The organism is Vibrio sp. SCSIO 43097 (assembly GCF_023650755.1).
GTDB lineage: Bacteria > Pseudomonadota > Gammaproteobacteria > Enterobacterales > Vibrionaceae > Vibrio > Vibrio alginolyticus.
The window spans coordinates 1,492,237-1,515,681 of sequence record NZ_CP071841.1 but is presented as its reverse complement, the minus strand read 5'-3'; the positions used below and the strand labels follow the sequence as shown (position 1 = coordinate 1,515,681).

Sequence of the window (23,445 nt, the reverse complement as noted above, 5' to 3'; positions counted from 1 at the left end):
CAAACACACTCCAGGGAACCCGTTGTACCCTCAACTAGTAAGGAACACACTATGTTCAAACGTATCTTAGTTATCGCGGCGACACTGATGGCGACATTATTTTTTATGCTTCCCGTCAAGGCTCATGAGCATGGCATGATGAAAGCCGATATTGTCGACGTTGCCGCTGAAAACGGCTCTTTCAATACGCTTGTTGCTGCGGTAAAAGCAGCGGGCTTGGTTGACACTCTCAAAGGGGAAGGCCCATTTACTGTTTTTGCACCAACGGATGACGCTTTTGCAAAACTGCCAGACGGCACAGTCGACATGCTCTTAATGCCGGAAAACAAAGACAAGTTAGTATCTGTTTTGACTTATCACGTCGTCCCAGGGAAAGTGATGGCTGCCGATGTTGTTAAGCTAGACAAAGCGACTACGGTTCAGGGGCAAGATGTGATGATTAAAACCATGGGCGATAAAGTCATGGTTAACGATGCAAATGTCATTGCAACCGATGTGAAAGCTAAAAACGGTGTCATTCACGTGATTGATACTGTCATCATGCCGAAATAACACCATTCAAAGGGCGGTACACTCCGCCCTTTAGACAGAACTTCTTCCACCCTTAGCACGATTCCTCTCCACTTATCCCCAACCCCCACTCATTCACCATGACTATAAAAAGGATAAAAACAAAATTAAAATCAATACCTTGCAATACGACACTGCACAATATTGACGAGGTTAAGATATCGTTATCTTTCAATTTGAGAACAGGATTCCATGTCAGTGACGTTTACTTTTCCACATGTAAATTCTTAAGCTAAATTTTGGCTGCTCAATCACATTTCGGCAAACCATTCGAAAGGGTGGGACGCAAAGCTTCCGGTCTGTCAGCATTTAAAAATCTAAAAGAATGCTCATGATAGCGGGGTTACCATGACGCAGTGTTACAGAAGTCCAATTTCTGTAGCGTTGCTTTATGCTCAGCATGCGCCGGGGTGTGACACTAGTTTGTCAGCCATAACAGAGGACATGTGATGAAATCATTTCCAACCAAATCCGTACTCGCGTTAGCACTTGCAAGCATTAGCTCAGGTACTGCGGCTCACGGTTATGTATCAGAAACCAATGGTGGTGTCGCTGCAAGTCGCTCGGCACTATGTAAGTATCCAACGCCAGATACTAACGAAAAAAATAATAACTGCGGTGCGATTCAATATGAACCGCAAAGCGTTGAAGGCCCTGATGGCTTTCCCGAAACAGGGCCTCGCGATGGTAAAATAGCGAGTGCCGAAACCGCTTTAGCAGCTGCCCTTGATGAGCAAACTGCCGACCGTTGGGTAAAACGCCCTATTCAAGCAGGTACACAAACTTTTGAATGGACATTTACCGCTAACCACGTGACGCGCGACTGGAAATATTACATCACCAAGCCTGATTGGAACCCAAACGCTTCACTATCACGAGACTCTTTTGATTTAACTCCTTTCTGTGTCGTCGACGGCAATATGGTTCAACCCCCGAAACAGGTAAGCCATCAATGTAATGTGCCTACTCGCGAGGGATACCATGTCATCCTGGCAGTATGGGATGTTGGCGACACTGCAGCCTCATTTTATAACGTGATCGATGTGAAATTTGATGGTGACAGTCCCGTAATTCCAGATTGGAAGCAAGGCGGTCAAATTATTCCTACAATGGATTTAAATATTGGGGATTCGGTTTATACGCGCGTATTTGATCAAGCAGGTGAAAACGTGGCGTATAGAACTGAACTAGAAATTACCGATGCAGCAATGGGCCAAGCGAAAAACTGGTCTTACGCACTCGCGACTAAGCTAAACCAAGAACAAGCAAAACTGCAAGCTGGGCAGTATGCAGAGGATAAATTCACTCCTGTTTATGGTACTAATCCGGTGTATCTGCAAGCAAATAGCGGCCTTAAGCGAGTAGAGATCGGCTATAATATTGAAACTCCTGTTCCAGAATACTCACTCACAGTAGATGGCTTAGCAGACGAATATATCATTGAGTCAACACCGACAACGTTGGATCTGACACTAACTGCTGAAGGCGATTTAAATGCAGAACTCACCGTTTACAATCACCATCGCGAACCACTTGCAAGTTGGGCAAACGAAATGAAAGACGGCTCGGTAGAGGCGATATCGCTCGCTTTAAGTAAATCAGAGCCGGGTCACCATATGCTCGTGACACGTATTAAGGACAAAGATGGCAACTTGGTGGATCAGCAAACACTCGACTTTCACTTAAAAGAAGAGTCAGTTACTCCACCACCATCTGGTGAGTACGATTTTGTCTTCCCTGAAGGACTATCTAGCTACACTGCGGGCACAAAAGTGCTTGCCAGCGACGGGGGCATTTATCAATGTAAACCTTTCCCATACTCTGGTTACTGTATGCAGTGGAAAGAAAGCGCAAACCATTACGAGCCTGGAATAGGTTCACACTGGGAGATGGCTTGGGATAAAGTCAACTAAATCACCCTTCGAACGTTAAGTAAAAAGAGCCTCACTATGAGGCTCTTTTATAATCAAACGCAAAAATGACAATTTTCCCGGTCTAAACCATGAACACCAGATAAACTAGTGAGATGCGCTCGCCCCTCAATCAGCCCCATTTCATACCCTTCTAGTAAAACGGATTGTCGCATTGATAAGCGCTGAACATGAAAATTATCTGGTGGGGCAATCACCCTAACATGTGTTCCTGGTGGAGGGTTACGAATAAACTCTAATGATTGATTATAGTTATCTGCACGTCTTAACATCGCATCCGCCATTTTGGGGTGCTCCGCAAACAGTTTCTTCATCAGCCATGTGGTCTTAACTGGCTTTTTGGCATAATTCAGTGGGTGAGAGAGTACTACGGTTATGTCGCGAGCCCCTCGACGATAAGCCTCACGCACTGGGATAGAATCAGCGACCCCACCATCGGTATAACAACCACCAGAAAAACAAGGGGTATGCTTGTAGGCAATCGGTAATGCTGTTGTCGCTTCAATCGCATGGTGAAAATTATCACGTGTCACGCGATAGTAATCTGCCTGCCCTGTATCTACATTTGTTGTCGCTGCGAGAAAAGGAACGCCATTAAACAGTTTATTTTCATCGACGGGATACAAGCGATTAGATTCTTCAAACAACCACTTCACATCGATGAGATCCCCACCTTTAACGAAGCGAGTCGGGTCAAAAAAGCGTTTACTTGTGGCCAGCTTAGTAATGACGTTAATACTGCGATGCGGGTAGTCGGTCAAATACCCAATCAAATTTGATGCACCAGCAGATACACCGATTGCAAAATCAAACGGTTTATAACTCTGCTCTAAAAACGCATCTAACACTCCGCTTGCGAAGACGCCTCGCATCGCGCCACCTTCTACTACAATTGCTTTTGTTGCCATATTTCCCCCATTCTCCTTGCCAAAAGAGTAATGAAATTCGTGCAATCACAACAATTGAATATTCTTATTATTGAAATAGGTGAAGTCTATTTATTTCTCTCTTAGAAAATGAAAACTAAAGTTCAAAAAATCCGTACCCGTTAGAAATGTAATTGCGGGCTTAACCAAGGTGGCAAGGTCTAAGAGAAATCTAGGAGAAAACCGTTTTATAGGCTTCGCCCGCGCCATCAATGAACATTTGAGTACCAATAACCGCTAGAATTAAGCCCATCATTTTAGTCACAACATTTAGAGCACTTGGTCCAACCGCTTTGACCAATTTGTCTCCAAACAAAAACAGTACATAGGTGATCACACAAAGGACAGCGAAAGAAACGATAGTAATAATGGTTTGATCGAAACCACCCGCTGTCGCAAAGTTCATCGCGGTAGCAATCGTTCCAGGCCCAGCTAATATTGGCATCGCCAGTGGAGACACTGCAATACTCAATGCCGCCCGTTGCTGAGCTGGTGAATACGCCTTCTCTTTGGTTTTTTGATGCGTCGAATCACCTTGAAGCATGTTAAAACCTATCAAAAACACCAAAATACCGCCTGTTATTCGCAATGCATAAAGCGTGATACCAAACAAATCAAAAATTAACTTACCGGCAATAGAAAATATCGCGATGATAATAAATGCAATAAAAACCGAGCGGAGCGCAATGGAACGGATGGTTTCTTTATCTTCATCAGCAGTTAAACTCAAAAAGATGGGAATATTGGCGATAGGGTTCATGATGGCAAAGAAGCCCATAAACACCGTAACTGTATGAACAATGAGTTCTTTCATATTTTCCACTGCATTTAAATTATTGATTCTAAAAACAGTATATACGCTCTCAAACAGAACGAGTGGTGTATTCTCGATTCGTCTTCACACTTATGCACCAAGCATTGTTTTTCTTTTGAGATAGTTTACCGACTCATCAAATGTCGCTAAGGTGAGTCTTCAGCCTTTAACGTAACAGGGGATGTTAAGTCACCATGAACAGCACGATTCAAACAATTCTCAATCACCGCTCAATTCGAAAATTCACCTCACAACCGATTGAGAGTGAACAATTAGATGCCATTCTTCAAGCCGGCCTTGCGGCATCCTCATCAAGCATGTTGCAAGTCGTTTCAATTATCCGCGTGACCGACAAAGAAAAACGCACGCTATTAGCTCAATATGCCGGAAATCAAGGGTACGTTGAAAGCGCGGCTGAGTTTTTGGTGTTTTGTATTGATTACCAGCGCCATGCCAGTATCAACCCAGATGTTCAAGCTGACTTTACCGAGTTAACGCTAATAGGCGCTGTAGACTCGGGCATCATGGCACAAAATTGCTTGCTTGCGGCGGAGTCGATGGGACTAGGAGGTGTGTATATTGGTGGTTTACGAAACAATGCCCAAAAAGTAGACGAATTATTAGGTTTACCTAAAAATACCGCCATTTTATTTGGTATGTGTCTTGGTCATCCAGATCAAGCCCCTGAAGTAAAACCTCGCCTACCTAAGCATGTCGTGGTGCATGAAAATCAGTATCAAGACCTAAGCTTGGATGATATTCAGACGTATGACCAAACTATGCAAAACTACTATGCAAACCGTTCGAGCAATCAAAAACAGAGTACTTGGTCACAAGAAGTCACCAGTAAACTGGCTGGCGAATCACGTCCGCACATCCTTCCGTATTTGAATGGGAAGGGGTTAGCGAAGAAGTGACCATGTCGAAAGACAACAAAACAAAAAAGAGACATGAGTCACATTTTTAATAATCCTATTTAATACAACGAGATAATTAGTCGGTAGACTTTCTTGGTTGTATTTTAGAAAGAAAACACTACATATAGAGCTAATAAACAAAATTTGAGCTAATTGAACAAGTTTTTTATCCGCAATATGAAATCTTGTAAGTGAAAACATAAAAATACGATATTTATTTGGACACTTGCTGCATTACTGTCTATTGCTCTAACCATTGAAATTCATTAGAGTTCATGCCTCCAGATGCAATCAATCCCTTATTGAGCACTTTATAAATAGAAGAAGGTGGTGCTTATAAGGTTATGTTGTGAAGTCTTTTCTGGAAAAGAATGTTGCTACCAGCAACTCGCTCTTTACGTCAGATGAATGAAAAAACATGAATTTCAAACATAAAAAGCTAGCTAGTTTAGTGCTTTCCTCAGTACTTCTTTCTGGATGTACTGTACCCGGTAGTCACCTTTCCACAGATGGAAAAAACTTCGTCGAAGACAGCAATGTTAGTCGCACTTCTGATTTCAATGTTTTTCCACTTACACTTGATAAAGTATCTCAACTTAAAATTTTGGGGATAGAAGCCAAATCCAACCCTGAACTAGATCGCCAACTTAGCTCTTATGAGTATGAGGTTGGCCCTGGAGATATACTAAACATTACTATTTGGGATCACCCAGAACTAACTATTCCTGCTGGTTCTTATCGCAGCTCTGCTGAAGCGGGGAACTGGGTACATGCTGATGGCACTATCTTCTATCCATATATAGGTATTGTTGAAGTTGCGGGTAAAAACGTTCGTCAAATTCGTGCTGATATTTCTCGCCGATTAGCAAAGTACATAGAAAGTCCTCAAGTGGATGTCAGCGTAGCAGCTTTTCGTTCGAAAAAATCCTACATTACTGGTGAAGTAAGTAATCCTGGACAACAACCAATCACCAACATCCCACTCACCTTGTTAGATGCAATTAACCGTGCAGGTGGATTAGCCGAAAACGCCGACTGGAAAAATGTAACACTGACAAGAAACGGCATAGTTGAAAACATATCTCTTTATGCGCTGATGCAAGAAGGCGACCTCACTGAAAATAGGCTACTTCAACCAGGTGATATCATCCATGTGCCAAGAAATGATTCACAAAAGGTTTTCGTTATGGGTGAAGTTAACGATCCTAAACTACTGAAAATAGATCGCGCTGGCATGAGCCTTACGGAAGCTCTGAGCAACGTTGGCGGTATTAATCAGATATCAGCGGATGCGACAGGTGTATTCGTAATTAGGAGGTCACAAGACGCAGGTTCACTGGGCGACATATATCAACTTGATGTCTCCGATGCGGCAGCGCTCGTTATTGGTACTGAATTTGCTCTGAAACCGTATGACATCGTTTATGTCACTGCGGCGCCTATCAGTCGTTGGAATCGCGTTATTGCACAACTAGTACCTACCATCTCAGGCTTCAATGAACTTACAGAAGGCGTCCTTCGAGTCAGGACTTGGCCATAGAAAAAGCATTCTGAAGGGCTTGTTTGAACATAAACAAGTCATTCAAACGTTGTCTATAAGGAGCAAAACATGTTTTCGAACATTCTTGTCGTGTGTGTAGGTAATATTTGTCGCTCTCCCACAGGAGAGCGGTTACTACAGCAACTACTCCCAGATAAACAGATTTCTTCGGCGGGTATTGCCGTAGAAAAAAGTCGCCTAACCGGAAAGCCAGCAGATGAAACCGCCAGACTTGTCGCGTCAGAACGTGGTATCTACCTGCTAGACCACAAAGCGCAGCAGCTAACCGCTAAGTTGTGCGCAAAACAAGACCTAATATTGGTGATGGAACAAGGTCATATCGATGCTTTGACGGAGCTGGTACCAGAGGCTAGAGGTAAAACAATGTTATTTGGTCACTGGATAGGTTCCGTGGATATTCCAGATCCATACAGACAGAGTAGAGAAGCCTTTGAGCATGCATTATCTCTGATTGAAAATGCTGCTCATGCATGGGCAAAAAAAATATAAATTCAGATCACTTGGCGAAATAAAAAATAATGGCTAACCAAACAATACAACCATCTGCTCTTGCTGATGATGAGATCGACCTAGGCAAGCTCTTCGGCATATTGATAGACGCGAAATGGTTTATCATCAGTATTACACTCTTTTTTGCAACATTAGGTATCGCGGTCGCGTTGCTATCAACTCCGATTTACAAAGCCGACGCGTTAATACAAATCGAAAAGAAAAGTTCAGGTGGTATTTCGGCGATGGTCGGTGACATGGGAGAACTCTTTTCTGCCGAATCATCTGCAACTACAGAGATTGAAATAATTAAATCGAGAATGATTCTTGGCGATACCGTTGATAAGTTTAACTTAACAACCATTGCCACTCCTGATTACTTACCTTTTGTTGGTAAAGGTCTAGCACGAATCAACGGTACTCAAAACTACATTTCTTTGACCACGTTTGAAGTACCTCGAACGGCTAAAGGATTATCTCATCAACTGATTGCTACAGACATCGAGAAAGGTCAATTCAGCTTGATGCTTGAAGACCAAATGGTACTTTCTGGTTCAGTTGGTCAACTAATTGAGATGAATGGCTATCGTGTAAAAGTGAACCAGCTCAATGCTCAAAATGAAGATACTTTTACAATAAGTAAAATAAGCAAGTTAGATGCTATCAACAAGTTAGCCTCACAACTTTCTATTTCAGAGAGAGGTAGCCAAACAGGTATTGTATCTCTAAGTATTGAAGGTGAATACCCAGACCACAGTCAGCTTGTTTTAAATGATGTTGTTCAAAACTATTTTTTGCAGAATGTTAGAAGAAACTCAGCTGAAGCTGAGCAGAGCCTCAACTTCCTTAAAGGTCATTTACCCGAGATTAAGGACAAGCTAACTATTTCAGAAGATACATTGAACAGTTTTAGACAAGAAAACGAATCTATCGATTTAAATCTCGAAGCACAATCTACTCTAAAAGTGATGGTGGCACTTGAAGCCCAACTTAATGAGCTAACATTTAAAGAAAGTGAAATCAGTCAAAAATTCACCCAAGACCACCCAGCTTATAAATCGCTGTTAGACAAACGTCAGACATTACTACAAGAGAAAGAGCGTCTTAACAAACAAGTTCAAAAACTGCCAAAAACACAGCGCGAAGTCTTGCGTATGACTCGTGATGTCGAAGTAAACCAGCAAATCTACATCCAACTTTTGAATAAAGTTCAAGAGCTAAATATCATAAAAGCTGGCACCGTAGGTAATGTGCGTATTATTGACAACGCACAATCTTACGCAATTCCTATTAAACCGAAAAAACCTTTGATTGTAGTTTTGGCTACTCTTCTAGGAGGCATGGTAGCTGTCGCATTTGTTCTGGTAAAAACCGCGTTTCATCGTGGAGTGACTTCTCCTGATGAAATTGAGCAAACTGGAATATCTGTATATGCAAGTGTTCCAAAATCAGCACAACAATTGGAAGTTGCGAACAAGCTAAAACGTAAAAACAACAAAGACTTACTTCTTTTAGCAAATGCCAATCCAGCAGATCTATCAATTGAAGCACTACGTGGACTTCGAACCAGCTTACACTTCGCAATGTTGGAAGCCAAAAACAATGTCTTAATGATTTCAGGCCCAGCGCCTTCCATAGGTAAGACGTTCGTATCAACTAACTTTGCTGCAGTTGCGGCTAAAACGGGTCAAAAAGTCCTTTTGGTGGATGCTGACATGCGAAAAGGTTATTTACAGCAATGTTTTGGCCTCACAGCAGAGCAAGGGTTATCTGACTTACTAAGTGGAAAAATTGATCGAGCAACCGCAATCAAGCCAAGTCAAGTTGAAAACTTGGATGTGGTTACTCGCGGCCAAGTACCACCAAATCCGTCAGAACTTCTTATGCACCCTCGCTTCAAGAGCTTTGTTGACGAGATGTCTGCACAATACGATCTAGTCATCATCGATACGCCGCCTGTACTCGCAGTTACCGACCCAAGCATTGTTGGCGCGCTTGCAGGAACAACTCTGATGGTCGCTCGTTTTGATCAAACGACTTTGAAGGAGATTGAAGTCGCGCAAGGTCGCTTCGAGCAATCAGGCGTTGAAGTTAAAGGTGTGATTCTCAATGCAGTTGAGAAAAAAGCATCTAACTCATACGGCTATGGATACGGCTACTATAACTACGCGTACAAAAGCGAATCATAACTTGAATTTAGATCGCTAATTAAACCAAATATGACAAAGCCCTGCTAGAAACAGCAGGGCTTTTTCTATTGCACTCTTAATTGCTTGTACGTAATCAAACTAAGCAAGACAAAGAATATTGGGTCACTCCAACCAAAACCGACAAATACTCCGATAATGCCGGCATAGGTAGTAATCACTGCCCCTAAGCCATTAGTAATCAATAATGCTTTAAACAGCTGTTTCGCAGTATGCCCTGATTCCACATTACGTAACATCAAACTCACCGCTGCGATTCCACCTAAAAAGATCGAAGTATGCTGCGATAAAAACAGCGCGTACTGGTCGTTAATTTGTACTCCATACATCGGCCACATTATGGTTGGTACAAAAAACAACGCAAAAGCGAATACCGTATATACGACACCATGAACGGTTAGAAAAGTGCGGTTGGTCATCATCTCCTTATCCTCTAATAGGCCCTTGATTGAGCGTCGTTAACGGCACATTGATATCGAAAATTTGACCTCGTACTTCGACTACGCCCATTTTTCGTAAGCGTGCGGCATGCATTTCGAGATAAGCTTGCGCCGTGGCTTCATCTTCAAAAAGATAGATACCACCACCGAGTTTGTCTTTTTCGCTTTCCGTCCAGATTTTCCAAATCATGCCCGGCTCTTGGTTAATCGACTTAGCTAAGTCGACCAGAGCATTCGACATCTCGTCACCAAACGGACCATGAAATTCAAAATCAACTTGCAATAATTTCGCCATCTTGAGTCTCCTCTTCTTATTGACTCGTTTTCGATGACAAGATTATTACCTTTATAAAACTGACAGAAAAGTTCATAATTTCGCCATTAACTGTCTAAAAAATTGACTCATGAGACTAAAAACGACCTTAGAACAATGGCAAACGCTACAAGCGATTAATCAAGAAGGCAGCATTCAATCCGCAGCTTTACTGCTCAACAAGAGCCATACCACATTGATCTACTCGGTGAGGAAGTTAGAAGACCAACTTGGTATTCAACTTATCGAAGTACGAGGGCGCAAAGCGGGTTTGACAGAGCACGGCAAAACCATACTGCGTCGTGCACAATCCATGCTTGAACAAGCGCGGGAACTAGAAGTCATCAGCGAGCAGTTAAAAAGTGGGGTGGAATCTCAAATCACGGTCGCAGTAGATCATCTTTGTGACCCTTGTTGGCTTTATGCACCACTCAGTCAATTTTTGGAGGACAACAACACAACCTCCGTTCAAGTGGTTGAAACGTCACTGAGCAAAACAACCGAAATGGTCGTAAATGAGCTCGCTGACATCGCAATCATCAACTTACCGATAACCAACTACCCTGCCGAAGCATTTGGCGTAACAACCATGCTGCCTGTAATCGCAGCACACCATCCACTCGCTAAAAAGCCGCATGTTTCCATCGACGATTTTGCAACCACCAGCCAAATTGTCATCCGTGACTTAGGTGATTCAGACAAAACGAAAAGAGATGTGGGTTGGTTACGCGCACGTCAGCGTATTACCGTCGATAACTTCGACCACGCTTTTCACGCCGTAGAGCAAGGCGTTGGGTTTTGTCGGCTACCAGCGCACTTAGTCTCAGCCCGAAAGAGCGATAAAATTAAAGTATTGGAGCTCGAACACTCCCATCAATATCAAGTTGCGCTACACCTCACTTTGCCCAAAGGAGCCAAAAGTGGTCCTGCGACTCAAGCGCTTTATCGTACTTTACTCAAAAGTGTAGAAACTCGAGTCTAGCAACAGTGGTATTGAGTTGAATCGCTAGTGTTATCGGCTATTGATTCTCCCTAAATATAGAGAAACGGCCATTTTGTGACGCTACACTCTCACAAAAGGTTGCACGAAGGATAGCGACCACCTACTATCACTCTGCTCATGCCTAAAGCACCCAACACTCGCGGAAAGAACTCGGTTCACGGCAATATCCTCACCTGCTTGGTTTAGCAGGCACAATCTGTTTTTACCTTCTTTTTAGCTTCTATATAGGCGAGTGTGGAAGAAATAAGAAAGGTGAAATATGAACTCTACAAATAGCTTCTCGATCAATATCAATCAGCAAAAATCCATTGCTAAAAAAAGGCTCAAAGCTATCCGCCTATACGATGACGCCACGTTGGAGTTAGTTAAGCGATTTCACTCCAAACCAGAATCTTTGGCTCCCAATACAATTCAATTGGCTGACGTTCAACATGCACTCGCAAGAGAACTGGGCTTATCCAGTTGGAGTAAACTAAAAGTTCATGTCGAAGAGCTAGAAGCGCACAAACTAGCCATCAAAGAACAAAAACCGCCCCTAGATGCAAAAGTAAAAACGCTACACGTTCGTTGTGGCCACGACATTCAACAACAACTTAAAGCCAGCGGATTTGAAGGGGCATTTTTAGCCCTGATCGATCCGCTTTGTATTGGCCCCATACCAGCAACACCACAGAACTTCCTTGCCATTCGTGCCCAATATGTCGTAGAGACTCTGCTGCCTGTGATGAAGCGTGAAGACTCGGTTCAAGATATAGTCACATTGGAACAATCAAACCTCGATCTGTTGCAAAGTGATGTATTTGAACGAATCGTCTTTTGGGTCGAACATGACAGTTATGATCAATTGATGCTAATTCGTGCTCTAACACAGTTAGAGAATGTAGAGAATAAAGTGATAGAGGTCATTGAGTTGAACCAGTTCCCGGGCACTGAACGATTCATCGGCTTTGGGCAGTTGCCTGAAGAAGCTATTCGTTCTTGTTGGCGATACCGTAAACCTGTGACAGCAAAATTATTCAGTCAGGCTAAACGGTGTTGGCACGCTATTACATCACCGACACCTATTTCCATAATTAATTTGATTCAGCAGCATAACCTGGATTGCTTGCCCAATATATTCAACGTGCTTAAACGCCATTTGCAAGAGTTACCTAATTCACAAACTGGATTGAGCTTGACACAACACCTCGCACTAAAGGTTTTGAACTCGCAAAATCGTTCAATTCCCATCAAAGATTGGTTTGAGCAATATCAACAACTAGAACCTCTTCCTTACCTAGGAGACGTGATGTTTTACGCGTTACTCCTCCCTCTAGCACAGTGTCAAACACCTTTGATCACGATTGAGTCACGTGAAAGGCACTGGTGGGAACAAAGCGTCCGTATCACTGAGGCTGGCAAGCAGTGTTTGGAAGGCTTAATACGAGCGAAACAATGCTATTGGGTTGGAGGGATTAAAAATACCAGTCAAAGTTATTGGAGCTGGGATCACCTCCAACTAACTACACTTGCCAACCATCATTGAGTTGACAAATATGAAAGCATAACGGGTTCGTTGGCTCTGATGAACACTCAATACTAAATTATCCCTAAAGAAGCGACCGCTAGCCTGAATATAACTTAAATAGTTATGCAGAAATGCATCCACTCAAAGAGAGTATGCACTCTATCTCTTATTAAAATTTATTGTAAATCCTCTTTGTTATCGGTTGTATATTCGATAAAAGTGTTAAAATACAAACTTTTCATCCGGCCAATTCGTTAATATTTGGTTAAAATCCCATTTTTATTAGTGATAAAGTTCACATCTATTAACCATTTAGAGGATTATTCTTTCGTATTTTCTCACTCCGCTGCTAATCTGCTCGCCGCTTTGAAGTGAACTCAAGGTGCATAACTATAAGGAGTGTTCTCATGAATACCAAGAAACCGATGTCGCTTACCAGCCGCGTAATTTTAGGTATGGTTGCGGGTATCTTGACAGGATTTGCAATTCGCACACTTTTTGCCGACAACGGATTTGTCGACGCATACATTGTTAATGGATTATTCGAAGTTGGTGGACAGATCTTCGTTGCCAGCTTAAAAATGCTTGTTGTACCGCTAGTATTTGTTTCGTTAGTTTGTGGTACTAGCTCTCTCAAAGACCTCTCTACACTGGGTCGCATGGGCGGTAAAACCCTCGCTTTCTACGTTACGACAACGGCTATCGCGATTACGCTTGCTCTAACTATGGGTACTCTATTCCAGCCAGGGGCAGGGGCAGATCTAACGGCAGCAAGTTCATTCAAATCAGCCGAAGCGCCATCTTTAGGTCAGGTGATCATCGATATGTTCCCGACCAACCCAATCAGCGCAATGGCAGAAGGTAAAACTCTGCAAGTTATCGTGTTCGCCGTGCTATTCGGTATCGCGATCAGTGCAGCGGGTAAACCAGGCGAACGCATCGCAGCATTCTTCTCTGATCTGAATGAAGTGATCATGAAACTGGTCGCGATTTTGATGAACTTGGCGCCTTATGGGGTGTTCTTCTTAATGGCGAAGCTATTTACTGGTCTTGGTCTGGGCGCGATCGTCAATCTGGCAGAGTACTTCTTAGTACTGGCTGGTACGCTTGTCCTACACGGTCTAGTTACTTACAGCTTAATGTTAAAAGGTTTCACAGGTCTAAACCCAATTACGTTCCTACGTAAGATGGAAGACGCGATCATGTTTGCTTTTTCTACAGCATCATCGAACGCGACGATTCCAGTGACAATGGAAACAGCAAAGCACCGCATGGGTGTTGAGAACCGTGTATCATCGTTCACAGTACCACTTGGTGCAACCGTGAACATGGACGGTACGGCGATCATGCAGGGCGTAGCAACTGCGTTTATTGCTCAAGCTTTCAATATTGATTTAACTATGGGCGATTACCTAATGGTTATCATGACGGCAACTCTGGCGTCTATCGGTACCGCAGGTGTTCCTGGTGTGGGTCTTGTCATGCTTGCTATGGTATTGAACCAAGTTGGTCTGCCGCTTGAAGGTATCGCGCTCATCATGGGTGTTGACCGTCTTCTTGATATGATTCGTACCGCGGTAAATATCACTGGTGACAGTGCTGTAACCGTCATCGTTGCGAAATCAGAAGGTGCATTGGATGAAGCTCGCTTCAACGACCCAATGGCAGGCGTAGCCGAAGAAGAAGTGCATCTGAAGCGCGCGGAAGCTTAAATACTTCCAAGTTAAATTATCCTGTCTAAGCAAAAACCACCTTACTCTAAGGTGGTTTTTTATTTCCAATTAACCCGAAATCAAAAAGGTTTAGATAAAATTCTCGTCCCCCGAGGTTGTTTCAATTACTAATAGGTCAGTAGTTAGATTCTATATTAGTTCATCTAGAGGGTTAAGATAACTCGCCTATGTTTATCACTTTGAAAATGATATAAGGGACATTTTCATCATATAGAGATACAAATTCCATTATCAAATTAAAGTTCAAAACCAAATCGCGATAGATAGTAGTCTGATAATTAAGTTGGTACTAAGATACATACATCATAATTTCATGTTTAAAAATAGTCTTTTTTATTCATATTCTCACTTCCAATACTTGCATTAGGTTTCAACGAAAGTATGTTCGATTTTTTTAAGAAATTTAAATATACATTAAGCCCAGAGGTAAAAGGTACTTTAGTTCTTGATCAAAGACCTCTAGAAAATGTAACGGTTTACTTAGAAGCTAATTTTTTAAAAAATAATTACAAAAGGAGTTCAAGTACTAATGAGTTAGGTGAATTTCACTTTAAACCAGTCATACATGCTCAAAGGTTCAAAGAATCAGCTTTGAATCAAACATATTCATATATCGGAATATATACCTATATAAATGAAGAAAAGAAATATATTTGGGAGTCTCAGTTAAACTACGTTTCACCATCTATATTTATAGAGGACAACTTAAGTAATCTTTACTGTGAGCTTGAAGATACCGAGTTTCGATACTTTTTCAAGAATATCAATCTAGAAAATGCTGGAGATCTAATGGTTATTAGCAACTGCAATTTAAATGGATTTTTATATAAAAGACATTTTTCATAGAGTTTATGATTGTGATGATTATTAAACTCAAAGTTCTTTAAAAGAAAAAGCTATACCTGCACGCCTCAATCAAGTTTAAAAATATCAATCAAAGTGCTAATTCGCAGAATATTTCTCTAAAGTAATTCACTACTTAACTTTCGTATACTCCTGATTCTACATAACCAGTTAGTTTGCACTGACTGTACACATAAGTATCATCTTCACCATTTCCAAAATAAGAAAAAGCGAAGTAGTAAACTTCATTGGTTACTTCACAATTCAAATTTCCCATATTTTCTCTAGCAAACTCATAAGTCTCATAACCATCAATTGAAGACTCCCATATCGTCACCTCTTCTCCATTTGCTAGATGAGTCGTCAGGAAAACGAGCACGTATTTCTGATCTAAGTTCAATAAGTCTTGAGACTCATGCTCTTCAAATACAGGGAAGGCAAACGATCCGTTAGCATCAGTAATAGTTTGAAACTCATGAATGGTTCCACGCACACCGACTCGGAGGACCACTAATTGAGATGACAACGGTTTTCCGTTCAAAGTTAGCATACCAATAATATCTGGCGTATACCTGTACATGAAAGGTTTCTCTTAGATAAAAACTTGAATCTGAAAGTACCCTTTCAAATCGAGCAAATCTACTACGGAAAAACGTATTGTGACGAGCTCGTGTGCTTTGAGTAAATGTTAAAAATAACAATTTCTTGTTTGCGCTAAACCAAACATAGAACATGTTTGATGGGCCATACCTACTCCACCATCGAATTCAGTTTTTCTCTAGCTTGTGCTTCGTGTTCTTTAGTGATGGCATTACCGACTGAGTTCGCGGCTAAGGTAAGTGCCGCCATATCATCGGTAAAACCGACGCCAGCTAGTACGTCTGGCACCATATCTGTTGGTAGGACGAAGTAAGCCAGTCCGCCACCTAAAATAGCCTTGTGGCGAACAGAGGTGTTGGAATCTGCCATCGCGAGCCATGATTTTATGCCCATTACGGCAATTTCTTCACCCGCTTTCTTAACCGACCCTTTCATTTTTCGCCAGAATGTTTTCTCATCTGGCGCTTGCATCGTTTGATCTTTGGCGTCTTTCGGCGCCGATTTTACAGACATTGTTGTGGTCATCGTTGCCTCCGAAATTTATGACTATGTCCAACATATTAATAAATCGAACCTGAACGCAAGATTAATAACAAGAAATGATAGTAAAGTGAAACACAGATAGAAAAATCCCCAAACCGAAGTCCGGGGATTATTGCCTTGGAAACAAAAAGTCTTGGAAAACAAAAGTTTTGAAACCAAAAGTTTTGAAACCAAAAGTTTTGAAACCAAAAGCTTTGGGAGCCAAGCTTTAGAAGCAGAATGCCTTATTGAACAATCTTCTCCAGTACACGTATCAACATTTTGATACTTGGTTCAATAGACTCAAGCAACAAGTACTCTTGATCGCTGTGGAAGCCCGCACCGATAGGTCCTAGACCATCCAAAGTTGGAACACCAAGAATCGCCGTGTTGTTTGCATCAGAGCCACCACCTACTTCTTTCCAGTTGATGTCGATCGCCAGTTCACTTGCGGCTTCTTCAACTAGCATCATCAGGCTTTCTGTTTGTGGGCTTGGCACCATAGAAGGCTTATAAGCTTCACGAACCAACTCAATTCTCACGCCATCAACGAATGGTGTTTCCAGCATGCCATTTAGCTTGCTATCGACATCATCGTATTCTTCGTTGCTCCAGAAACGCACATCCACGATCGCTTCCGCGTGCTCAGGGACGATGTTCGCACCGTTGCCGCCAGAAACAATGCCGACGTTCAGCGTAGTACCAGATTCAAAGTTGGTCATTGCATTGACAGCCAGAATCCAATTCGCCATCTCAGTGATTGCGCTGCGGCCGTTTTCTGGCTCGTTACCTGCGTGAGCAGCAACGCCATTAAAGGTCATTTTGTAGCGAGCCATGCCTTTGCGCGCTTTCACTAAACCACCGTCTGCACGTGCTGCTTCTGCAACCAGCACATTCTTAGCGTTTTTCGCAACTGATTGAATCCAATCCACAGAGTCCAGAGAGCCCGTCTCTTCATCTGGGTTCATGCAGATAGCGATAGACAACTTATCCAACACCGCTTGGTCTAGATTGCGCATCGCGTATACGATGTTCAGCAAGCCAGATTTCATGTCCGAGACGCCCGGACCGTAGGCTTTCTCTGCATCTTGAGACATTGGACGAAGCTCAGCAGTACCCACAGGGAACACGGTATCCATGTGACCAATCAGCATTACGTCGATTTGCTCAGCTTCCGGCTTGTTTCGAACTTCAAGACCGATGCCCGCTCTGCCACAGTCGATGCGTTTTACGCTCCAACCTGACATCGCTTGGTACTTCTCTTCAAATTGAGAAGCGATAAACTCGATACCATCAGTCGTGTAAGTGCCACAATCCACATTAATCAGCGGACGTAGCTCTTCTAGATATTCATTTAGAGAGAATTGCATGACTCACTCCTAGACAAACAGATTCATCACCAGCATTGCGCCAAACGCGTTCAATACTGAGATTGCAATCATAACTGGGATGTAACGACCTTCAGTACCGATTGGGCCCATGATACGACCCATGTACTGAACTTGAGAGCCCATAAGGTAGATGGCAGGCGCTAGAATCGCAATGTGCGTGCCGTTAAGGATACCTTGGTCAAACAGCGTGATAACCACACCCACTGCGCCACCCATCGACATCCAAGCACCGATCAATACCGCTGCAGCTTCACCCGGAAGACCAAACACCGCCATGATTGGAGAAAACACAGTGCCCATCAGATCCAACGCGCCAGTGATTTGCAGCGCTTTGATGATTACGAACGCCATCAATACGTTAGGCACCGTAGAGGTAGTCGCAATCACCCAACCTTTCTTAGCACCTTCGACGAAGATATCCGTCACCATTGGTTTTTTCGCTTTAACGTCACCCATTATGCCGTCTCCTCTTTTAAGTTCTCTGATTTGTTTTGGTCTTGCTTGTCTTCTTTACCTTCCGTCATGTTCAGGTAGATACGGAACAGGTTCGCGCCGATGATCTTAAATGCGAACATCACCACAACTGCTAAACCAATAGAAGACGTTACTGCTAGAGAGCCGTCAGCCATCGTCAGTGTGAACAGCACAGCACCCGATGAGAAGAAGTTCACGATGGTTGCACCTGCTGTGAACTGGAACATGGTAAATACGTCCGTTTCACGCTTAGTTAGGTGACCTTCATCTTTTAGCTGACGCGTCATTGCCGCACCTGCATCGGTACTTTGTAGAGAAGCAATTAAAGCCAGACCAGAGTTACCAGGGATGCCCATTAGAGGACGTAGAAGAGGAGTAAGAAGCTTACGAGCTGCTTCAAGTGCACCGTAGTGCTCAAGTACGTTGATCATACCTAAGGCGAACATAACAGTTGGAATCAAAGTAAGTGCGAAAATGAAACCGTCGCGAGCACCGCTACCACCAGTACCGCGAAGCGACGTTGTTGCAACTTGCACACCGTCAGCCGTTTCGGTGACACCATACGCCACCTTGCCGAAAGAGCCATTGAGCGTTGTAAAATCGAATACACCGTACCATTCGCTAGATTGCATCAGGCCAGAAAAGAACACAACCGCAAACGCCAGAGCAACGTAGCACCCCAGTGTAACTTTACGCTCAGTTTGAACAGGAATTTTCATAACATTACCTACACATGTGGAACTTAACACATATGTTCACCTGAATAATGTGCTAGAGAGATGATCAAAATCAATCCGCCTGCCGAACATTATCGCGACTCAGTTATGAAGTTTTGTTTTATGATTTCAATCACAATTGAAAGATAATGAAAGTTTGTTCTAACAATTAGGTATTTTAATCTATATCGATACCTCGGGACTTCTTTATCAACCCAACAAATGATTCTGACGAATATTACTTTCTACAACATTCATGACGAACTTCATACTTTGGCATTGAGGCAATATCGATTAACTCGAAAGTAACATTCAGCCACGAAATTTAGGTTAGGATGGTCCGGTCATATGTAAACGGCATAAACCAGAATTAACAGGACTATACGACCCATTGTTACGCTCACAATATAAAATAGCCAAATGGACACTCGCCCTCGTGCTTTGGGTGGTGATGATATGCTTAAGCCAAAATTCTGGTTTCTCGAAAAGCTGCCCGAAGGCTCACCAAATACAGAGTCAGCAAGATGAGAGTGTGAATTTATCACCATCTTGCGACCTTTCAGAAAAGCTGGTTCAAGCTTACCAACATCAGTTTGATCATATTCTTATTCCATTTTTTCTGTTTGCTTTGATTGTGGCGCTGCCGATGACAACCACAGCAATTCGTTATCTGGAATACACAGAACCGATACCGGAAAAGTATCGGGTTCACCTAAAACTTTGCGTGTTTAGAGAATAAAGCCAGCAAGGCGAGAGACCTTTCTGCCTGACTTTTGTGCATATTTTATTCACTTCACATAACAAACAACGAAATTTAAAAGTTTTAGGAAATATTATGACATTCACTCGTACACTTTTGGCGTTAACGATGGCTATCGTATCTGCCGTATCTTTCGCATCAGAAAAGACCGCAGAACAAAAGCTAGAGGAAGTTAATCAGATACTAAAAGATAACCCTCAAATTCTTGATTCATTGCACCAAAACCTTCAAGAGTACATTGCGTATCAACAGTCATTTGGCGACACCTTGAAGGAGGTTCGTCAATATCTAAGTGATGGCAAACATTCCTCTTTTGGTGCTGAAAACCCTGAGTTAACCATTATTAACGTAACAGACTACAGCTGCCCTTTTTGTAAACGTTTAGAAGGAGAGCTGGTCAAAGTTGGTAAGGAATATCCGCAGGTAAAAGTGCTTAACCTCAATGTCTCTTTTAAAGAACAATACGAGAAAAACGGCTACAACTCGGCAAGTTACGCATTAAATGTTTGGCAAAACCAGCGAGATAAGTACGAACAAGTGCATGAGTTATTGGTGAAAAAACCGGGCGCACATGACGCACGTTCCTTAAATCAAATCGCGAAAAAAACGGGGACAGAAGCGCAGCTTGTCGACGACAAAGAGACCAAGGCGTTGCTTGATAAAAACTATCAGTATTTCACGCAACTTGGTTTACGCGGCACGCCTGCGTTGATCATTAATGATCAAGTCATTCCTGGCTATGTGCCGTTTGACGAGCTAGAACAAGTCATCGACCAAGAACTGGCGAACTAAAACAACAAAGCCCTTCCCTGATAACTCAAGGAAGGGCTTTTTCTATCTAGGCTTAAAACGAAGTTCTAACTACTTTTCGCGACCCACAAACGCCACAACGACTTTGTCATTGCCAAGCGAGCGAGAGAACACATACGCACCTTCTTGTTCAATCACTTGATGTTGACCTGCACCAATCGCTGGGTGCGCTTTACGGAACTGACCAAGGGTTTGCCAGTGTTTGAGTAGCGCTTGCTTCTCATCCGATAGCTTCCACACCATGTCAGAACGTGTGCCTTGGTGGAAATCATCCGCGTAAGGACCAATGTTACGACCAACTTCATCACCATAATAAACCTGAACAGCACCAGGACTCAGAAGCAGTGCATTCGCGGCGTTACGCTGCATACCGTAATCTTTGAAGCGAGAGAAGAACAGCTCGGTATCGTGAGAAGACATGTAGCTCACAGGGTTAAAGTCTTTCTCATTGGCGATAGTATCTGCGTAACTTTGGTAAGTGTCTGCCATTTGGCTGAAACACGCCGCGCCTTTGTCTAACTTCTTCTGCATGTCGAAGTTAATCAACGCGTCAAAGCCATCGTCAAAGTAAGGGCTGCGATAAGCGCTATGTCCCCATACTTCACCCATCATCCAGAATGGCTGACCTGACTTACCGTTCTCTTTACGCCATTGCTCAAGGCTGCTTGATGCCTCTTCTTTCAAGCGTTTCCACACATCGCCTTCAACGTGCTTCACCGTGTCGACACGGTAACCATCAATACCAAAGCGTTTCACCCAATCAGTTTGCCACTCAATTAGGTAGTCCGAGACGGTGTAATTATCACGCGCCTCAACGCGAGTGCCAGGGTTATCCAATAGCCATTGAGCTGGCTTCACGGCTTTGTCTGATTCAGTGATAAAGTCAGGCAAACCCGCCAATGACATGGTGATATCACTGCTGCCCGGAACTGGGTATCCCGGTAGACCTGTTCTTATCCAGTCACCGCCCCACCATTTCGCCCAGTTTGGACTCTGGTAATCAATATTCTGGTGGTAGCTATGCCAATTTTCACCCGCTTTTGGTTGCCAATCCCCCCACTTCTTAGGTAGTTCAGCGTTTGGTTTTAACACCTCAATACCATCAAATTGCAAATCGGCTAACGTTGAGTAACCGGTGTGGTTGATTACTGCGTCCATCAATACTTTAAGGCCACGTTTGTGTGCCTCTTCCACCAGCTTTTTCAGGTCATCTTCGTTACCGAAGTTCTCATCAATCTTGGTGAAATCACGCGTCCAGTAACCGTGGTAAGCGTAAAATGGGAATGAGCCGCTATCGCCGCCGCCCACAAAACCATGCACTTGCTCAACGATTGGCGACAGCCAAATTGCATCTGTACCTAGGCTCTTGATGTAATCTAGCTTTTCGATCACGCCTTTTAGGTCACCACCGTGGAAGGTACCAATCTCTTCTTTGCCGTCTTTCTTGCGCCCATAGCTGTTATCATTGCTGGTATCGGCATTGTTAAAACGGTCGACCATCACGAAGTAAATGTTGGCATTACGGTAATCAAACGGTACTGCTTCTTTGGTTTTCTTCACTGGCTCTAGTAGCACCAAACCGCCGGAATCTTTGCTTGGTGTCAGCGATACTTGCTGATCTTTTACTTCGACCATTTGACCAGAATAGGCATCACGCAACTTGGTGCCATCGGGGAAACTGTCACCCAGCGCGATGGTGACTTCGCCGCCTTGGTAAACCTCACATTGCACTTGTGGGATTGGGCGTTTGAATTCTGTCTTGGCAGCTTTCTTAGGTTCACGCTTGAAGCGTAGAGTTTTGGCTTCCGCATCAAAAGCAAAAGAGTAATCGCCAGTAAAACGGATTTTTAACGGCAGTTCTGTTGGTTTTCCGCAGTTCAGCGCGATAGGTTTGTTGAATTTGACCTTCTGACCATCAGGCGCGACACAGTCGCCTTCAACACCCGTGATTTTGAGCGTGTATCCGTCTTTGGTTAAGGGCACAACCAAAGGTTGCTCTGCACTTAAAGGAAAGTCACGGCTGTTGGTCGTGGTAGAAATGGTGATGTTTGGCTCGGCGATGGCACTTGCCGATGCAAGCAATAAGGTCGTCGTAATCAGATTCAGTTTCATCGTTCAGTCCATTGGTTGCGCATAGGCGCAGTATTCGTGTTGTAGTTTTATTCACACTAATAGTAAATGGATGAAAAACTGAGCACATCATTCTGAAAGGCTACGCCCTAAAGCTTGTGACGCTTCACATTTTGCTTTTATTGGGGCGTAGTTCTATTTACGAGCAGGATAAAAGGGAGTTTAAAGCTGCACGCTGCCTAGGTTGCGCATTTGTCTCATCGCCCAATTGACGCGGCTGATGGTGTAAGAAGTCTGAGGGTAGACTTTGATGCGATACGGATTTGGCAGCACCACCGCAAGCCTTGCTGCTTGGCGTGTTGAAAGTTGTTTAGCTGGAATACCAAAGTAGTTTTGTGCAGCGGCTTCCGCCCCATAAATACCCGGCCCAAACTCCACCACATTCAAATACACTTCGAGAATGCGTTCTTTACTCCACATTGCTTCCATCAGCAGAGCAAAATAAAGTTCATACGCTTTGCGCACATAAGAGTGTGAAGGAAACAGAAACACGTTCTTTGCAGTTTGCTGAGTAATCGTGCTCGCACCGCGAGAGGGACCGTTCTCGCCAGACTCTGAGATCACTTTAAACAAGGAATCAAAATCCACTCCTTAATGGGTCGGGAACTTTTGATCTTCTGTCGCAATCACAGCCAATTGAATGTGTTTAGAAATATCACTCAAAGGCACCCATTCATTTTGACTCTCTTCAGGAAATCCTTCAGGAGGAGAAATCATGCGGCTGATCTTCCATCCCCAAATTGGTGGATCGATGTATTTCACTATGCCAACGAGCATCACTGGTAAAA

22 protein-coding genes, 1 pseudogene and 1 riboswitch are annotated in these 23,445 nt (G+C 43.2%); of the genes and pseudogenes, 12 read left to right on the top strand and 11 right to left on the bottom strand.

Translation table 11 applies throughout. The annotated features are described in order from the left end of the window. The first annotated feature begins 51 nt into the window (after nucleotides 1-51). A complete protein-coding gene (locus J4N40_RS23165; protein WP_062730898.1) occupies nucleotides 52-552 on the top strand; it encodes a fasciclin domain-containing protein in 501 nt (166 codons plus the stop codon). 268 nt (nucleotides 553-820) lie between these two features. Then, nucleotides 821-921: riboswitch (cyclic di-GMP riboswitch) on the top strand. Nucleotides 922-1,019: 98 nt separating this feature from the next. Continuing rightward, a complete protein-coding gene (gene gbpA / locus J4N40_RS23160; protein WP_115386831.1) occupies nucleotides 1,020-2,483 on the top strand; it encodes an N-acetylglucosamine-binding protein GbpA in 1,464 nt (487 codons plus the stop codon). Nucleotides 2,484-2,536: 53 nt separating this feature from the next. On the opposite strand, the gene J4N40_RS23155 is transcribed toward gbpA, so the two are convergent. Next, nucleotides 2,537-3,409: a patatin-like phospholipase family protein gene (locus J4N40_RS23155; RefSeq protein ID WP_017634445.1), complete on the bottom strand. Its 873-nt coding sequence runs from the start codon at nucleotides 3,407-3,409 to the stop codon at nucleotides 2,537-2,539. Between the two features lie 190 nt (nucleotides 3,410-3,599). Then, on the bottom strand, nucleotides 3,600-4,241 hold the full coding sequence (locus J4N40_RS23150; RefSeq protein WP_005374889.1) for a MarC family protein: 642 nt from the start codon (nucleotides 4,239-4,241) through the stop codon (nucleotides 3,600-3,602). 194 nt (nucleotides 4,242-4,435) lie between these two features. Between J4N40_RS23150 and nfsA the strand changes: the two genes are divergently transcribed. The 4 genes from nfsA to J4N40_RS23130 all read left to right on the top strand — a co-directional run bounded on the left by nfsA (nucleotide 4,436) and on the right by J4N40_RS23130 (nucleotide 9,397). After that, the gene (gene nfsA, locus J4N40_RS23145) at nucleotides 4,436-5,158 is read left to right on the top strand and encodes an oxygen-insensitive NADPH nitroreductase (protein ID WP_053303898.1); all 723 of its coding nucleotides are present in this window, start codon (nucleotides 4,436-4,438) and stop codon (nucleotides 5,156-5,158) included. A 418-nt stretch (nucleotides 5,159-5,576) separates the two neighbouring features. Then, the gene (locus J4N40_RS23140; RefSeq protein WP_017634447.1) at nucleotides 5,577-6,698 is read left to right on the top strand and encodes a polysaccharide export protein; all 1,122 of its coding nucleotides are present in this window, start codon (nucleotides 5,577-5,579) and stop codon (nucleotides 6,696-6,698) included. Between the two features lie 69 nt (nucleotides 6,699-6,767). Further along, nucleotides 6,768-7,208: a low molecular weight protein-tyrosine-phosphatase gene (locus tag J4N40_RS23135; protein WP_053303899.1), complete on the top strand. Its 441-nt coding sequence runs from the start codon at nucleotides 6,768-6,770 to the stop codon at nucleotides 7,206-7,208. Nucleotides 7,209-7,237: 29 nt separating this feature from the next. Continuing rightward, entirely contained in the window at nucleotides 7,238-9,397 is a 2,160-nt protein-coding gene (locus J4N40_RS23130; protein WP_115386832.1) for a polysaccharide biosynthesis tyrosine autokinase, read from the top strand. 65 nt (nucleotides 9,398-9,462) lie between these two features. On the opposite strand, the gene J4N40_RS23125 is transcribed toward J4N40_RS23130, so the two are convergent. Then, nucleotides 9,463-9,834, bottom strand: a complete 372-nt coding sequence (locus tag J4N40_RS23125; RefSeq protein WP_017634450.1) for a hypothetical protein — start codon at nucleotides 9,832-9,834, stop codon at nucleotides 9,463-9,465. Nucleotides 9,835-9,841: 7 nt separating this feature from the next. Beyond that, nucleotides 9,842-10,150 (bottom strand): monooxygenase, encoded by a 309-nt coding sequence (locus J4N40_RS23120; RefSeq protein ID WP_005374871.1) that lies wholly within the window; start codon nucleotides 10,148-10,150, stop codon nucleotides 9,842-9,844. 109 nt (nucleotides 10,151-10,259) lie between these two features. On the opposite strand from J4N40_RS23120, the gene J4N40_RS23115 reads away from it, so the two are divergent. The 4 genes from J4N40_RS23115 (at nucleotide 10,260) to J4N40_RS23100 (ending at nucleotide 15,257) form a co-directional block, all read left to right on the top strand. After that, the gene (locus J4N40_RS23115; protein ID WP_115386833.1) at nucleotides 10,260-11,150 is read left to right on the top strand and encodes a LysR family transcriptional regulator; all 891 of its coding nucleotides are present in this window, start codon (nucleotides 10,260-10,262) and stop codon (nucleotides 11,148-11,150) included. Nucleotides 11,151-11,430: 280 nt separating this feature from the next. After that, nucleotides 11,431-12,696 carry a DUF1835 domain-containing protein gene (locus J4N40_RS23110; RefSeq protein ID WP_115386834.1) on the top strand — a complete coding sequence of 422 codons (1,266 nt, stop codon included), beginning with the start codon at nucleotides 11,431-11,433 and terminating at the stop codon, nucleotides 12,694-12,696. Nucleotides 12,697-13,085: 389 nt separating this feature from the next. Then, nucleotides 13,086-14,390, top strand: coding sequence for a dicarboxylate/amino acid:cation symporter (locus J4N40_RS23105; protein ID WP_054576578.1), 1,305 nt, complete (start codon nucleotides 13,086-13,088; stop codon nucleotides 14,388-14,390). Between the two features lie 402 nt (nucleotides 14,391-14,792). Further along, nucleotides 14,793-15,257 carry a DUF6795 domain-containing protein gene (locus J4N40_RS23100; protein ID WP_250654546.1) on the top strand — a complete coding sequence of 155 codons (465 nt, stop codon included), beginning with the start codon at nucleotides 14,793-14,795 and terminating at the stop codon, nucleotides 15,255-15,257. A gap of 133 nt (nucleotides 15,258-15,390) precedes the next feature. Here J4N40_RS23100 and J4N40_RS23095 read toward each other — a convergent pair whose 3' ends face one another. The 5 genes from J4N40_RS23095 to J4N40_RS23075 form a co-directional block, all read right to left on the bottom strand. Next, the gene (locus J4N40_RS23095) at nucleotides 15,391-15,834 is read right to left on the bottom strand and encodes a DUF6795 domain-containing protein (RefSeq protein WP_250654545.1); all 444 of its coding nucleotides are present in this window, start codon (nucleotides 15,832-15,834) and stop codon (nucleotides 15,391-15,393) included. 170 nt (nucleotides 15,835-16,004) lie between these two features. After that, nucleotides 16,005-16,379 (bottom strand): YkvA family protein, encoded by a 375-nt coding sequence (locus tag J4N40_RS23090; protein ID WP_115386835.1) that lies wholly within the window; start codon nucleotides 16,377-16,379, stop codon nucleotides 16,005-16,007. A 242-nt stretch (nucleotides 16,380-16,621) separates the two neighbouring features. Then, nucleotides 16,622-17,746 carry a M20 family metallopeptidase gene (locus J4N40_RS23085; RefSeq protein ID WP_005374856.1) on the bottom strand — a complete coding sequence of 375 codons (1,125 nt, stop codon included), beginning with the start codon at nucleotides 17,744-17,746 and terminating at the stop codon, nucleotides 16,622-16,624. Between the two features lie 9 nt (nucleotides 17,747-17,755). Then, nucleotides 17,756-18,223 (bottom strand): YjiG family protein, encoded by a 468-nt coding sequence (locus J4N40_RS23080; protein WP_005374849.1) that lies wholly within the window; start codon nucleotides 18,221-18,223, stop codon nucleotides 17,756-17,758. Beyond that, a complete protein-coding gene (locus J4N40_RS23075) occupies nucleotides 18,223-18,960 on the bottom strand; it encodes a nucleoside recognition domain-containing protein (RefSeq protein ID WP_005374846.1) in 738 nt (245 codons plus the stop codon). The genes J4N40_RS23080 and J4N40_RS23075 overlap by 1 nt, the downstream gene beginning before the upstream one ends. A gap of 448 nt (nucleotides 18,961-19,408) precedes the next feature. On the opposite strand from J4N40_RS23075, the gene J4N40_RS23070 reads away from it, so the two are divergent. Both J4N40_RS23070 and J4N40_RS23065 read left to right on the top strand, forming a co-directional pair. Beyond that, nucleotides 19,409-19,696, top strand: a complete 288-nt coding sequence (locus J4N40_RS23070) for a hypothetical protein (protein ID WP_049872671.1) — start codon at nucleotides 19,409-19,411, stop codon at nucleotides 19,694-19,696. Between the two features lie 96 nt (nucleotides 19,697-19,792). Beyond that, entirely contained in the window at nucleotides 19,793-20,509 is a 717-nt protein-coding gene (locus J4N40_RS23065) for a DsbA family protein (RefSeq protein WP_053349997.1), read from the top strand. Nucleotides 20,510-20,578: 69 nt separating this feature from the next. Here the strand turns inward: J4N40_RS23065 and J4N40_RS23060 are convergent, their stop codons facing one another. Then, nucleotides 20,579-22,639 carry an alpha-amylase gene (locus J4N40_RS23060; protein ID WP_115386836.1) on the bottom strand — a complete coding sequence of 687 codons (2,061 nt, stop codon included), beginning with the start codon at nucleotides 22,637-22,639 and terminating at the stop codon, nucleotides 20,579-20,581. Between the two features lie 180 nt (nucleotides 22,640-22,819). Continuing rightward, a pseudogene (mtgA, locus tag J4N40_RS23055) lies at nucleotides 22,820-23,434 on the bottom strand (monofunctional biosynthetic peptidoglycan transglycosylase). Between the last annotated feature and the right edge of the window lie 11 nt (nucleotides 23,435-23,445).

What these genes read in the sequence shown, in the direction of transcription:
- J4N40_RS23165 (WP_062730898.1), top strand. Translation starts at nt 52, where the DNA reads ATGTTCAAACGTATCTTAGTTATCGCGGCGACACTGATGGCGACATTA.
- gbpA (WP_115386831.1), top strand. Translation starts at nt 1,020, where the DNA reads ATGAAATCATTTCCAACCAAATCCGTACTCGCGTTAGCACTTGCAAGC.
- J4N40_RS23155 (WP_017634445.1), bottom strand. Translation starts at nt 3,409, where the DNA reads ATGGCAACAAAAGCAATTGTAGTAGAAGGTGGCGCGATGCGAGGCGTC.
- J4N40_RS23150 (WP_005374889.1), bottom strand. Translation starts at nt 4,241, where the DNA reads ATGAAAGAACTCATTGTTCATACAGTTACGGTGTTTATGGGCTTCTTT.
- nfsA (WP_053303898.1), top strand. Translation starts at nt 4,436, where the DNA reads ATGAACAGCACGATTCAAACAATTCTCAATCACCGCTCAATTCGAAAA.
- J4N40_RS23140 (WP_017634447.1), top strand. Translation starts at nt 5,577, where the DNA reads ATGAATTTCAAACATAAAAAGCTAGCTAGTTTAGTGCTTTCCTCAGTA.
- J4N40_RS23135 (WP_053303899.1), top strand. Translation starts at nt 6,768, where the DNA reads ATGTTTTCGAACATTCTTGTCGTGTGTGTAGGTAATATTTGTCGCTCT.
- J4N40_RS23130 (WP_115386832.1), top strand. Translation starts at nt 7,238, where the DNA reads ATGGCTAACCAAACAATACAACCATCTGCTCTTGCTGATGATGAGATC.
- J4N40_RS23125 (WP_017634450.1), bottom strand. Translation starts at nt 9,834, where the DNA reads ATGACCAACCGCACTTTTCTAACCGTTCATGGTGTCGTATATACGGTA.
- J4N40_RS23120 (WP_005374871.1), bottom strand. Translation starts at nt 10,150, where the DNA reads ATGGCGAAATTATTGCAAGTTGATTTTGAATTTCATGGTCCGTTTGGT.
- J4N40_RS23115 (WP_115386833.1), top strand. Translation starts at nt 10,260, where the DNA reads ATGAGACTAAAAACGACCTTAGAACAATGGCAAACGCTACAAGCGATT.
- J4N40_RS23110 (WP_115386834.1), top strand. Translation starts at nt 11,431, where the DNA reads ATGAACTCTACAAATAGCTTCTCGATCAATATCAATCAGCAAAAATCC.
- J4N40_RS23105 (WP_054576578.1), top strand. Translation starts at nt 13,086, where the DNA reads ATGAATACCAAGAAACCGATGTCGCTTACCAGCCGCGTAATTTTAGGT.
- J4N40_RS23100 (WP_250654546.1), top strand. Translation starts at nt 14,793, where the DNA reads ATGTTCGATTTTTTTAAGAAATTTAAATATACATTAAGCCCAGAGGTA.
- J4N40_RS23095 (WP_250654545.1), bottom strand. Translation starts at nt 15,834, where the DNA reads ATGTACAGGTATACGCCAGATATTATTGGTATGCTAACTTTGAACGGA.
- J4N40_RS23090 (WP_115386835.1), bottom strand. Translation starts at nt 16,379, where the DNA reads ATGACCACAACAATGTCTGTAAAATCGGCGCCGAAAGACGCCAAAGAT.
- J4N40_RS23085 (WP_005374856.1), bottom strand. Translation starts at nt 17,746, where the DNA reads ATGCAATTCTCTCTAAATGAATATCTAGAAGAGCTACGTCCGCTGATT.
- J4N40_RS23080 (WP_005374849.1), bottom strand. Translation starts at nt 18,223, where the DNA reads ATGGGTGACGTTAAAGCGAAAAAACCAATGGTGACGGATATCTTCGTC.
- J4N40_RS23075 (WP_005374846.1), bottom strand. Translation starts at nt 18,960, where the DNA reads ATGAAAATTCCTGTTCAAACTGAGCGTAAAGTTACACTGGGGTGCTAC.
- J4N40_RS23070 (WP_049872671.1), top strand. Translation starts at nt 19,409, where the DNA reads ATGATATGCTTAAGCCAAAATTCTGGTTTCTCGAAAAGCTGCCCGAAG.
- J4N40_RS23065 (WP_053349997.1), top strand. Translation starts at nt 19,793, where the DNA reads ATGACATTCACTCGTACACTTTTGGCGTTAACGATGGCTATCGTATCT.
- J4N40_RS23060 (WP_115386836.1), bottom strand. Translation starts at nt 22,639, where the DNA reads ATGAAACTGAATCTGATTACGACGACCTTATTGCTTGCATCGGCAAGT.